We start from the raw sequence: 13,147 nt of genomic DNA on the forward strand, positions 1-13,147 counted from the left end.
AGGCTTCTTTACATTTCAATCGATTCTCGGTGCGAGGTTTCGACAAGGTCACCAAGGAAGCCGGAATCGTAATACTGGCGTTAAATATTATGAAACTGGTCACGGTAGGGACCAACTTTAAAAATCAAAGGCGTAAGCGAATGGGACGAGAAACCAAAATTCGGTTTCTCGTCCCATTCGCTTATACAGAGGCTAGTTATGTCACAGCCTCTACTCAACATTGCTATTTTTATTCGATAACACATTCGGTTCGTGATTATTCAGTATCAGTCATGATTAAAACGTGCCAAGTTTAGATTATTGTTCGTCAGCCGGTGTGCGTCCTATGCCGACCTCCGGGGCTGGGTGCCAATTGCTGGAACGCAGCCGACGTCGATTTGAGCTAACGCATAACCCGCGTCATCTCAAATACGAGTCTTATTCTAAGCCGGAAGCAGACCACTTCCAGCTAAGAATAATTTGGCTACTGAGCATTGTCACCCAGCCCCTCCAGTCTCAAGCCTGTGAGGGGTCACGGGTTGAAGCCGAGCATTGCCTAGCCAACGGATTAATGCGGTTTTGGCATTAGTCCGTTGGCGTAGCAAGCACAAGGCTTTAGTGGCACCGAACACGTTTCGGGAAACCGCTCGAATGGCTGATGAACGACCACCTAATTTGGTACAATTAGTCGCTGACTATTTTGATGCTGGAAGTTTAAACAAAGCGCTAGGTACATTAAGCACTCTGTCAAGAGATTAAATCCTACTACACCGATTCAGGATTAGTGAGCCATCTCAATATTATTTTCAGTCTGACAGTTGATTAACAAAATTATCGTTTATAAAAAGCAACGACAAATTCATCAAAAGTTGGTGCATCCATGTCAGCCATTCGAATACTGTCCCGACTGGAAGGCGTTTCGGCCAATGCCCAGTGGTGAAATTTCACTTAGCAAGCGTCTTGTGCTTGGTTAGTGAAAGGCCAGTATTTGAGACGTGATTTTTCGGCTCAAATCTGTGCCCACCACGTTCCGGCAATTGGCAGAAATGCCTGGAAGTCGGTGTAAGGCGCACACACCAAGCAAGTCTACGCTAGTCCGAACTTTTTCCAGCGGTCTTAAGCTGGCTGCTTTTGAACTTAAGAAATGGCACGTTTTAATCATAATTCATGAAATATTTACTTGCACAATGCGGATCGATTACGAATCATACTAAAGTAACGAGTACGCCGCCAATAATCACTTTAATCACGTGCTTCATGACTATCCTGAATTCGTTTGAACATCCGTTCCATGTCTGAATTCGTGAAGTGTACCGTCACCGGGCGGCCATGTGGGCAATTGAACGGATTCTCGCAGGTCGGTAACTTGGCTAATAACGCGCGGGCCTGCTGATCATCCAAATGGTGATTGGCCTTGATTGCCCGTTTACAGGACATCATGATAGCTGACTTTTCCCGAAATTGGGCGACCGTCAACTTATCATCCTGTAAGAGCCAATCAATCATTTCACGAATCGTATCTTCTTCTTGCCCAGCTTTGAACCAGGTCGGATGGGCATGAACAATGAAGCTGTTGCCGCCGAATGATTCCAGATGAATCCCTAATTCTGCTAGTAACGGCAATTTTTCCTTGATCTTTAAAACATCGCTCGTCGGGTAATCTAAAATAATCGGAACCAATAAATTTTGTTGATCCGCACTAACCTCACCTATCGCTTGGCGATAATATTCATAGTTGATTCGCTCCTGGGCCGCATGCTGATCCAAAATGTACATACCATCATCCGCCTCAGCTAACAGATAAGTCCCGTGCATCTGACCAAGATAGCGTAACTGTGGAAAACGTTCCGTATCCGGCGCTTCACTAGTCGGCGCGCTTGCAGCCGTGCTGGTTTCTAACGGTTCAGCAGTTTCACCAAAGGGTAAAGCGCCTGATTCTGCCTGGTAACGCTGGTCAAATGCTTGAACTGGAGTAGCTGTCAGTTCGTCGCGATGGCTAATCATAATCGGCGGGTTGGCAGAACTTGCCGCTGATTCTGACGGAACAACCGCACTAACTGCTGCACGGTTTACCGCTGATGGCTGTGCTGAAGTAGTACTTACCATGGTCGTTGCCGAGCTGGGCTGCATGGTTGCCGCTGCCAGCGAGGCTGCAAACTGCTCAGTCGATGCCGGCGTTGTCTTATCCGCTACTTGATACTGTGACGAAACGGCGTTCAAATCCATCGCCAGCTGGTCTGTATTTAGATGTTCACGCCGATGGCTGCCAAGATTGGTCAATGCTGACGGAATCAAGTTCACATCCACTAACCGGTCCGTAATCGTGGTGCTGACCAGTTTGGCTAATTCTGGTTCCTTACTCAAACGGACTTCTTGTTTCGTGGGATGAACATTGACGTCCACCAATAAAGGATCCATTGTTAAAGCGATCACCGCGATTGGATAACGGCCGACCATCAACTTAGAACCGTAACCTTTGATGACGGCTTTGGTCAATTGCTGGTTCTTGATAGCACGACCATTAATCAGAACAGTAATATACTGGCGACTGGCCCGCGTCAGCTCAGGTAAAGCCACAAAGCCACTCAATTTAAAATCAGTGGTCGATCCTTGAATGGCAACCATCTTGCGCGCATTTTGGACACCGTAAATACCAGCAATGACTTGTTGTAAGTCACCGCGACCAGCCGTTTTTAATAGCTCTTTCGCATTATGAACTAACCGAAATGCCACCGCTGGATAGCTAAGTGCGATGCGGTTAACCACGTCTAAAATATTCGCTAATTCCGTTTGGGGGGACTTCAAATATTTTAGTCGCGCAGGTGTATTAAAAAACAAATCGGTGACGGTAATGTCCGTCCCTTGCCGCAACGGAGCGGGCGATTGTTGTAATAGCTTACCGCCGCGATAATGAATACTCGTCCCAGTGGCGCCGGTACTCGTATTCATCACCACGTCCGCTACTGACGCAATACTTGGCAACGCCTCACCGCGAAAACCTAAAGAATGGACGCGAAACAAATCTTCACGTGATGTGATCTTACTCGTCGCATGCCGTTTAAAAGCGGTCAGGACTTCAGCGTCATCAATACCGTCACCGTCATCGATAACCCGAATTGACTGAACACCCGACTCTTGCACCAAAATATCAACCTGCGTCGCGTGCGCATCAACAGCATTTTCAACCAGTTCTTTAACGACCGAGGCGGGCCGCTCCACAACTTCGCCGGCAGCAATCTGGTCGGCCAGCACAGAAGATAACTCATGAATTTTTCCCATTTCCATCGGTCCTTTCACATAAAATAATTAAGCTCGTGTCCTGCACGAACATTTTCGATTACCACAACTAGCAATAACTGACTAGTGTCGACCTACCTGTCCGTCAGACGCACCAATAGCCCATCATAACAGCTTATTGCGCTCATTTATGATGAGTTAAAATGCGCCTACTTGCCTAATTTTTGTTGCCATTTATACAGCTGGTTCATTACATCCATCGGAGTCATCGCCATCAAGTTCAACGTCTTCAGCTGTTGTAAAACCTTTTCACCCTTCGCATCCGTCACCGCCGGCTCAGCAAATAACGACAGCTGTTCATCACCGGCTTCAGCGACCGGAGCTTCGGCAACCGGGGTCTCCGATTCTACTGGCTGTGACTCATCGGCGGCCTCAACCGGCATTGAAGCCGCTGTGTTAGGTGCCACGCTATTAGCAGCATCACTAGCAGCAATCGAAGCCGCTGTCGTCGATACCGTACTCGTTTGATTTTCCAAACTCGTTAAAATCTTATTGGCCCGTTCCAATAAACTCGTTGGCATCCCAGCCAACTTGGCAACGTGCACCCCGTAGGACTTATCGGCGGCCCCGGGCTCAACTTTATGCAAGAAGACGAGCTCGCCATCCTGTTCAGTCGCACCCACATGCACGTTTCGTAACCCGGATAATTCTTGATCTAACGCGGTCAACTCATGATAATGCGTCGAGAACAGTGTCTTGGCATGAATATGGTTATGCACAAACTCAATAATTGCTTGGGCAAGCGCCATGCCATCGTAAGTCGCCGTCCCCCGGCCAATCTCGTCAAACAACACTAGACTATTGGCTGTCGCATGTTGCAAGGCATTATTGGCTTCCTGCATCTCCACCATAAACGTACTTTGACCGGAAATTAAGTCATCCGTGGCACCGATACGTGTAAAAATTTGGTCAAAAATTGGAAGTTGCGCTGATTTAGCCGGTACAAAACAACCAATTTGCGCCATGATGACCGTCAATGCTAATTGACGCATGTACGTACTTTTACCGGACATGTTAGGACCAGTAATCAAAAGGACCGTCTCATCAGGTGACATTGTCACGTTATTTGGGACGTAACTCTGGTTACCCATCACTTTTTCAACGACCGGATGACGACCATCAACGATCTTCAAATCATGTGATTTAGTTAATTTCGGTCGAACAAAGTGGTAATCTTCACTAACGACGGCGAAACTTTGCAAGACATCAATTGCTGCGACCGCCTTCGCCAATGTTTGTAGCCGCTGAATTGCCTTTTTAACCGTTTCACGAACCTTTGTGAAGAGTTGATACTCAAGATCCGTAGAATGGCTCTCAGCTTCTAAAATCAGGCTTTCATGCGATTTCAGTTCAGGAGTACTAAAGCGTTCAGCATTCGTTAACGTTTGCTTACGTTCATAGCGGTCCTTCGGTAATTGGGCCAAGTTGGCCTTCGTGACTTCAATATAATAGCCGAAAACCCGGTTAAACCCTATCTTAAGATTCTTGATACCGGTTGTCGCCCGTTCCTGGGCTTCCAACTCAGCAATCCATTTTTTCCCATTATTCATAGCATCCCGATATTGATCGAGTTGCTCGTTATAACCATCCTTGATCACACCACCGTCCGTTACTGACAAAGGCGCGTCTTCAACGATTGCCGCGTCAATCAAATCCGCAACGTCTTCGACTGGATCCAGCTGATTAACTTCATCATTAAATACCTGCGTATCTAATTCCGATAAGATATACCGAATCTTTGGAATCTGACGCAAGGATGTCTTGAGTTGCACTAAGTCACGCCCATTCACGCTACCAAAAGCCACCCGGCCAGCTAAACGCTCCAAGTCATAAACTTTAGTCAACTCTTCTTGTAAGTTACTACGTTCAAAATAATGATCTAATAACGTCGCAACCTTATTTTGACGCGTTTCAATATCGGCCTTCACAATCAATGGCCGGTCGATCCACTGCTTTAATAGTCGTCCGCCCATCGCCGTCTTAGTTTCATCTAATAGCCACAGGAGAGTTCCTTGCTTTTTACCAGTTCGGATGGACTTCATTAATTCCAGATTATACTTGGAATTATGATCGAGTTTCAGGAAGTATGACGGCTCATAAGCGATCGCCTTTTGTAAGTGCGCGAGGCTCCGCTTTTGAGTCACCGTAATATACATCAATAACCGTTCCACGACCTGTTGTTCCAAATCGACCGTCAAGTCCTGAGTCAAGTAGCTCAATTCAGCCTGGGGGGTGACGTTATTCTGTTCTGAAATTAGAATTCCTAGCGTCTTAATTTGATCGCGCAAATCGCTAGCAACAGAGTCGTCGACCACAATTTCTTTAGTTTGCAAGCTGGTCAACTCGTTAATTAGGGTATCGTTAGTCGTTAAGACACTCGTTTTTAGTTCCCCAGTCGACAAGTCGGCGTACGCAAAACCATATTGTTGATCACGCTGAATCAGCGCAGTCAAGTAATTGTTCGTCTTAGCTTGTTCCGCGCCCCGTTCCAACGTCGTACCAGGTGTCACGAGCTGAATCACTTCGCGTTTGACCATGCCCTTGGCTAATTTGGGATCTTCCATCTGTTCACAAATAGCGACTTTGTAACCTTTATCTACTAAAATATCAATATAATTTTGCACGGCTCGATGGGGAACCCCACACATCGGTATGGGGTTTTCCGCCGAATGATTCCGCGTCGTTAAGGTCAACTCTAATAACTGAGCACCTTTAATCGCGTCATCAAAAAACATTTCATAAAAATCACCAAGTCGGTAAAATAAAAACGCATCGGGATATTGATTTTTAACTGCAAAATATTGACGCATCATCGGTGTATCTTTTGTTTTCTGTGGCACGCTTAATCCTACTTTCTATCGTAAATCTTAGTCATCAAAATATGGGTGGTCCGGATTAATCAAAATCCGGGCAATCTTTTTCGCCCGACCACTCTGACCATCAACGTCGATCACACAACCCGACAACACTGCCGGACTATCCTCTTGCACGTTGAAACGGGTCGGCATTTGTTCCAAGAAACGCTGAATAACATTCTCACGGGTCATTCCTAAAATACCATTATACGGACCCGTAAAACCAACGTCACTTAAAAAGGCCGTCCCATTTGGCAATACGCGTTCATCACTCGTCTGCACATGGGTATGGGTGCCAACTACCGCACTCACCTGACCATCCAAATACCACGCCATGGCTTCTTTTTCACTTGTCGTTTCAGCGTGAAAGTCGATGAAGATGTTAGGTGTCTCTTCCCGCAATTGCTCGACCAATGGTTGGACAGTCGTAAAAGGATCCGCTAAATTTTGCCCCATAAAGACGTTTCCTTGAAGATTAATCACGGCCAACTTCACCGTATTGACCTTCACGATCGTATAACCAACCCCCGGAGTCGTCGCTGGCGGAAAATTCAACGGTCGAATCAACTTCTTAGCACCATTAATAAAATCAAAAATTTCATTATTATCCCAGGTGTGGTTGCCCATCGTAATGACATCAGCCCCCGCAGTCAAGATGTCCTTATACACTTCCTGATTAATGCCGCGGCCGCGGGTGGCATTTTCCCCATTAACAATAGTAACTTGTGGCTTGTAGCGCCGTTTTAACTTAGGTAGGTACGTGGTGACCGCCGTTTGGCCGACATTGCCCATGACATCCCCAACAAATAGAATTCGCATAGATTGCTCCCTTGTTTTAACGTTATACCAATTATTTTAGCATTATTTAGCCTTGAAAACGTGATTGAATTCTGCTGGCAACTAAAAAAATGAGCTTAGGTCAAGACCTAAACTCATTTCCCGGTTATTTAGCGTAATCCACTGCTCGAACTTCCCGAATAACCGTAACCTTAATATGACCGGGATATTCAAGTTCATTTTCAATCTGCTTTTTGACATCGTGCGCCAAAACCGTTGCCTGTAAATCAGAAATCTCGTTTGGCTTAACGATGACTCGAATTTCACGACCAGCTTGAATCGCATAGCTCTTCTTGACGCCATCCTCATTATTAGCGATCGCTTCCAGCTTCTCGAGCCGATGAATATAATTCTCCAGCGACTCACTCCGAGCACCTGGCCGGGCGGCTGAAATTGAATCAGACGTCGCAACCAACACCGCGATAATCGACTTAGCTTCCACATCACCATGATGGGAGGCAATCGTGTTAATCACGACGGGGCTCTCTTTGTACTTCGTTGTTAATTCCACGCCAATTTCAACGTGGGAACCTTCGACCTCATGATCGACGGCCTTACCAATATCGTGTAATAATCCTGCGCGTTTCGCGAGTGTAACATCTTCACCAAGTTCAGCGGCTAAAACGCCCGCTAACTTCGCAACTTCAATTGAGTGATTCAAAACATTTTGACCATAACTGGTCCGATAATTCAGCCGACCAACAAGCTTGATCAAGTCAGGATGCATCCCGTGCAATCCTAAATCAAAGACAGCTTGTTCACCAGTTTCACGGATCTTTTCGTCCATTTCCTTACGCGCTTTTTCAACCATTTCTTCAATTCGAGCTGGATGAATCCGCCCATCTTGAATCAGCTTTTCAAGCGCGATCTTTGCGATTTCACGACGAATCGGATCGTAACCACTTAAAACGACGGCTTCTGGCGTGTCATCAATAATTAAATCAATTCCCGTCAGCGTTTCCAACGTTCGGATGTTACGACCTTCCCGACCAATAATCCGGCCTTTCATGTCGTCATTCGGCAAAGAAACGACCGAAACCGTGGTTTCAGAAACCATATCGGCAGCACTTTGCTGAATCGCTTGGACAATTAAGTTTTTGGCTTCTTTTTCAGACTGCGCTTTCACTTCGTCCGTATTTTCTTTAATTAACACGGCCCGTTCATGCGTTAATTGTTCGCGCGTTTGGGTCAAAATCTGATCGCGAGCTTGTTCTTGCGACAAGGCGGCGACCCGTTCTAACTCAGCTTGACGTTGCGTGATTAGTGAAGCTGCACTTTGTTGCTGTTGTTCAACGCGTTTTTGCTCATTGGCAATCTTATCTTCTTTTTTACCTAAAGCATCCTCGCGCTTTTCAAAAGTATTCTCTTTGTGATCTAAAGTTTCTTCACGTTGAAGCAACCGGTCTTCTTGCTTTTGAACTTCATTCCGACGTTGCTTTAACTCCGTTTCAACTTCAGCCCGGTAGCGATGACTCTCTTCCTTAGCTTCAAGGACTTTTTCTTTCTTATGAGTCTCCGCTGCCCGTTTGGCCTCAGAAATAATACCTTCGGCTGTGTTCCTGGCAACGTCCAATTCTTTTTCATGGACGTTCTTGCGTACATAGTAACCAATCCCATAACCGACAACAATTGCGATGACTGCGAGGATTATACCGAAAACATTCATGTTTCCACCTCCGCACCACCAAAATCCAGTTAACATAAAATCAACTACAAATTTTCAGATGTTATATTTTGATTATTTACACACTTGTTATTCTAATGTTAGAAACGAATAGTGTCAACTTAAAGTCTTATGGCAACCGCTCTCTGCAGGCTACTTTTGTCGTGCAAACAAGCTAAGTATGTACAAAAAACGCCCAAAATAAATATTTTGGGCGTTGCATAACAAACTGTCTATTTTTCGGTTGGTTGGTCGCCGAGATCGAGAGCAGTTTCCGCTGGTGTCGCTTTAGTGGACTTACTTTGACCCTTACTGCCATTCTTAGCAGTTCCCTTATCCTTAGCTTCTTTGGCCTGATCATCAGTTTCAGACGTTTCTTCACCAGTTGCATCCATACCATATGCATCACGAACCTTTTGGCGAATCTCCGTCATGACATCAGGATGCTCGTCCAAATACTTCTTGGCATTTTCACGGCCTTGACCAATGCGATCGTCACCATATGAATACCAAGAACCACTCTTCTTAACAATATCCTTTTCAGCAGCCATATCAACAATTTCACCAGTTTGTGAGATACCTTGACCATACATGATATCCACTTCGGCACGCTTAAATGGCGGTGCAACCTTGTTCTTAACGACTTTGATCCGGACACGGTTACCAATAATATTGGTTCCTTCCTTGATCTGTTCTGCCCGCCGTACTTCCAAACGAATCGTGGCGTAAAATTTCAAGGCCCGACCACCAGGAGTCGTTTCAGGATTACCAAACATCACACCAACTTTTTCACGAATTTGATTGATAAATAACGCGATTGTCTTGGTTTTGTTCAATGTCCCTGATAACTTCCGGAGCGCTTGTGACATCAGCCGCGCTTGTAACCCAACGTGTGCGTCACCCATTTCACCTTCAATTTCGGCACGTGGCACTAAGGCCGCCACCGAGTCAACAACTAAAATATCGACCGCACCACTGGAAACTAAGGCATCTGCAATTTCAAGCCCTTGTTCACCAGTATCTGGTTGCGAAAGTAACAGGTCATCAATGTTGACCCCTAGGTGTTCCGCATAAACGGGGTCTAGTGCGTTTTCAGCATCGATATAGGCCGCCGTACCACCCTGCTTTTGAACTTCAGCAACCGCATGTAGTGCCACGGTCGTTTTACCTGAACTTTCAGGACCGTAGATTTCCACGATCCGACCACGTGGGTAGCCGCCGACACCCAACGCGTCATCTAAGGCCAACGATCCACTTGAAATCGTTGAAATAGTCGTCTGGGCAGCGTCACCCATCCGCATAATCGCCCCTTTACCGAAATTCTTTTCGATCTTTTTCAGGGCAGTATCTAGTGCTGCTTTCCGTGCATCAGCCAAATTATTTCCTCCTTTGGTGCTCGTTTCTAACTCTTAATATCATAGCTGTTCAAAGTTAGAATTGCAAGCAAAAAGCGAACAAAAGTTCGTATTATTTTTTTAAGTCCGTATCTTCATTCAATGCATGTCTCAATAGGTCTAACCCGGCCATCACACTGCGTTCCCGAATTTGTTGTCGATTACCAGCAAAATGGTACTGCTTGGCCTTCACGGGTCGATCACGGTAAGCAAGACCAATCCATACCGTTCCAGCCGGTTGACCTTCCAAGGTTCCTGGACCGGCAACGCCTGTAAAACTGATACCAACATCAGTATTTAGCTGCTGCTTAGCACCACTCGCCATGGCCTTAGCGGTCGCTTCTGAAACCACGCCCTCAGCGTCAATAATTGCTTGTGGAACGTTCACTAGCTGATGTTTGGCCTCATTCGCATACGTTACAAAGCCGCCCGGAAAGATTGCGGAGACCCCGGACACACTGCCGATGGTACTCTGAAACAGCCCAGCTGTTAAGCTTTCAGCGGCTGTAATACTCAGCTTAGCCGCAATCATTTGATTAATAACAGTAGTAACTAACGAGTTATCGTCTCCATAACCGTAAAAGTACGGCCCAATGGTAGCCTTGATCTGGTGGTCAACTTTGTCGATCATTCCCCTTGCAGCCGTTTCCGTCATAGCTTGGGCACTTAATCTGAGGGTAACCTCGTTAGTCTTGGCATAGGGTGCAATCGTAACCGCCTGCTGTTCATCAATCAAGGGTTGCAACCGGGTCGCCAATTCAGACTCACTGATGCCATAAAAACGCATCACTCGCGAATAGATTTGGGCTTGTTCCCCATATGCAGCTGCCAATTTCGGTTTTGCCTCAGAATCAAACATTACGGCTAACTCACGGGGTGGACCTGGCAATAACAAGAAATCAGCACTATTTTCTGACTGATAAAACGCACCAACAGCCATTCCGTTATGATTAGTCAACGGTTGCGCGCCTGCCGGATACAATGCCTGTAATCGGTTGTTGGCCGTCATTACTTTGTCATTAGTGGCAAACCAGGCCGTAATTTTTTGCATTGCTGCCTGATCTTCAACCAAGGCAACATTCAAATAATGCGCGAGCGTCTGCTTCGTCAAGTCATCCTTGGTCGGCCCCAAACCACCCGTTAAAATAACTAAGTCATTCCGCTGGGCCGCAATTTCAATGACGGTCGACAAACGTTGCCGATTATCACCAACCACCGTTTGATAATAGCTATCAATTCCTAATTCGGCCAATCCACGTGCGATGTACGTACTGTTCGTGTTCGTAATCTGACCCAGTAAAATCTCGGTACCAACCGCGATTATTTCTGCTTGCATGCCATATATGCCTCCCCGTAATCCTATCGATTACACTCAGTGTGGGCGCGATGATTATCGTCCTACATTAAGTATATACGAAAATGACGATCGACCCCATTAAAAAGATTAGCATTTTCAAATACCTTCATTTGACATAACCTGCCAACGCGACTCATCGTTAAAATTATCGACTGACAGGAGTCATGATTAATTAATAAGGGCAACACGTTAATGGTATACAAAAACGTCTCACCGAATGCAAGACTCGGTGAGACGCTCATGATTAATTTTATTTGAAGCCATCTGCAAACACGTCACGATTCTGAACAAAATAATCAATGCCAGAATAAATAACGAAGAATAAGCAGATATATAACATAATTGCCGCAAATGGAATGTGGATTGCCGCAAATAAGACATTGTTCAGCAGCAGGAAGATGATGGCAATCATTTGTGTCGTTGTCTTAATCTTCCCGGGCATAGCAGCAGCCATCACTTTACCATTATTTTCAACAATCAATAATCGTAACCCCGTTACCGCGAGTTCACGACACATGATAATGGCAACGACCCAATCAGGGGCCGCATTTAACCGAACTAAGATGATGAACGCGGTCATTACTAACATCTTATCTGCCAGTGGATCCGCAAACTTCCCAAAATTCGTAACCAAGTGTTGACCCCGGGCAATCTTGCCGTCCGCTAAGTCAGTTAATGACGCAACCGCAAAAATGACAGTTGCAACCACTTGGGTGACTGGAATTGTTGTTCCAGCCCACACAACCTGTCCCCAACTAAGGGGTAACACCATAATAAGAATGAAAACTGGAATCAGAATAATCCGAAACACCGTTAATTTATTAGGTAAATTCAAAGTACCCGCCTCCTCCGCAACGTTATTTGATGGTCAAGGTAATCGTCCGAACTTGTGACGTACTGTTCTTCGGATTAAAATTGAACGCCTTACCATTGATTGTTACGGTCGTGGCAGTTGCGTTCCCAAACTGGAACTTAACCGTCGTAGCATTACTTGGTAACGTTAATGTATGTGAGCCATCCGCCTTTAGCGTTCCTTGCCAAGTCTGAGTACCGTTAGTCGTAACGGAAGTCCAAGCAGCCTTAGTAGACTTGATGACCACTTTGTTCTTATCCGCACCATTCGTCAAAGTATAAGCCGTATCGCTACTGCCGTTAGCCTTGATTGTTTGTTCCTTGGCAGAAGACGCTTTAGAACTAGACTTTGCTGATGAACTAGCTTTCGACGAACTCGATTGCTTCTTAGAACTCGAAACTTGTACAGAAGAACTGTCCGCACTCGTGCTAGAGCTTGAACCAGCGTGCGTGCGAACCGCCATAAACCAAATAAATAACAAAATCAAAACCACAATGGCAGTGACGATGATCGTTGGTAAATAGTTACGCACGCGGCTCGCTGGTGAAGCAGGTTGTTCGCGACTAGCAACCCGGGTAGGTTGAACTTCATCAACATTTTCAACGATGGTTTCAGTATGAACACTCGGTAATTGGTCTCGATATTCTTCTAACAACGCGTTACCATCTAAAGCGACTGTTTCCGCATATTGCTTAACAAACGCCCGAACGTAAAAATCACCGGGAAGTTTATCGAACTGTTCATCTTCGATTGCAATCAAATAGCGTTTCTGAATCTTGGTGATTTGTTGCAAATCATCAATTGTGAGGCCTTTCGCTGTCCGGGCAGCCTTTAAGCGCGCCCCAATCGTTGTTGTTTCTTCGTTATTTTCACTCATTGACTTTTTCTCCACCCTAAGTCTATTTTCAAAAT

The 13,147-nt window shown here is 45.7% G+C and carries 8 protein-coding genes and 1 pseudogene; 1 reads left to right on the forward strand and 8 read right to left on the reverse strand.

Annotation, left to right across the window (positions count from 1 at the left end; translation table 11 throughout):
* Nucleotides 1–296 (forward strand): annotated as a pseudogene (locus tag ACOV1R_RS00005) (IS1182 family transposase); the annotation flags it as partial.
* 925 nt (nucleotides 297–1,221) lie between these two features.
* Here ACOV1R_RS00005 and mutL read toward each other — a convergent pair.
* From mutL to ACOV1R_RS00045, 8 genes are all read right to left on the reverse strand, one after another.
* The gene (gene mutL, locus ACOV1R_RS00010) at nucleotides 1,222–3,258 is read right to left on the reverse strand and encodes a DNA mismatch repair endonuclease MutL (protein ID WP_027822494.1); all 2,037 of its coding nucleotides are present in this window, start codon (nucleotides 3,256–3,258) and stop codon (nucleotides 1,222–1,224) included.
* Nucleotides 3,259–3,425: 167 nt separating this feature from the next.
* Entirely contained in the window at nucleotides 3,426–6,116 is a 2,691-nt protein-coding gene (gene mutS, locus ACOV1R_RS00015) for a DNA mismatch repair protein MutS (RefSeq protein WP_003641507.1), read from the reverse strand.
* A 27-nt stretch (nucleotides 6,117–6,143) separates the two neighbouring features.
* Nucleotides 6,144–6,950 (reverse strand): TIGR00282 family metallophosphoesterase, encoded by an 807-nt coding sequence (locus ACOV1R_RS00020; RefSeq protein ID WP_003641506.1) that lies wholly within the window; start codon nucleotides 6,948–6,950, stop codon nucleotides 6,144–6,146.
* 124 nt (nucleotides 6,951–7,074) lie between these two features.
* On the reverse strand, nucleotides 7,075–8,634 hold the full coding sequence (gene rny / locus ACOV1R_RS00025) for a ribonuclease Y (protein ID WP_003644638.1): 1,560 nt from the start codon (nucleotides 8,632–8,634) through the stop codon (nucleotides 7,075–7,077).
* A 230-nt stretch (nucleotides 8,635–8,864) separates the two neighbouring features.
* Nucleotides 8,865–10,007, reverse strand: a complete 1,143-nt coding sequence (recA, locus tag ACOV1R_RS00030) for a recombinase RecA (RefSeq protein ID WP_003641504.1) — start codon at nucleotides 10,005–10,007, stop codon at nucleotides 8,865–8,867.
* 91 nt (nucleotides 10,008–10,098) lie between these two features.
* On the reverse strand, nucleotides 10,099–11,361 hold the full coding sequence (locus ACOV1R_RS00035) for a competence/damage-inducible protein A (protein ID WP_003646118.1): 1,263 nt from the start codon (nucleotides 11,359–11,361) through the stop codon (nucleotides 10,099–10,101).
* 271 nt (nucleotides 11,362–11,632) lie between these two features.
* Nucleotides 11,633–12,217, reverse strand: a complete 585-nt coding sequence (gene pgsA / locus ACOV1R_RS00040; protein ID WP_003641502.1) for a CDP-diacylglycerol--glycerol-3-phosphate 3-phosphatidyltransferase — start codon at nucleotides 12,215–12,217, stop codon at nucleotides 11,633–11,635.
* A 22-nt stretch (nucleotides 12,218–12,239) separates the two neighbouring features.
* The gene (locus ACOV1R_RS00045) at nucleotides 12,240–13,112 is read right to left on the reverse strand and encodes a helix-turn-helix domain-containing protein (RefSeq protein ID WP_027822493.1); all 873 of its coding nucleotides are present in this window, start codon (nucleotides 13,110–13,112) and stop codon (nucleotides 12,240–12,242) included.
* Nucleotides 13,113–13,147: the final 35 nt, after the last annotated feature.

Origin of the sequence: Lactiplantibacillus sp. YT640, assembly GCF_049745435.1 — a bacterium.
In the GTDB taxonomy this organism is placed as follows: domain Bacteria; phylum Bacillota; class Bacilli; order Lactobacillales; family Lactobacillaceae; genus Lactiplantibacillus; species Lactiplantibacillus plantarum.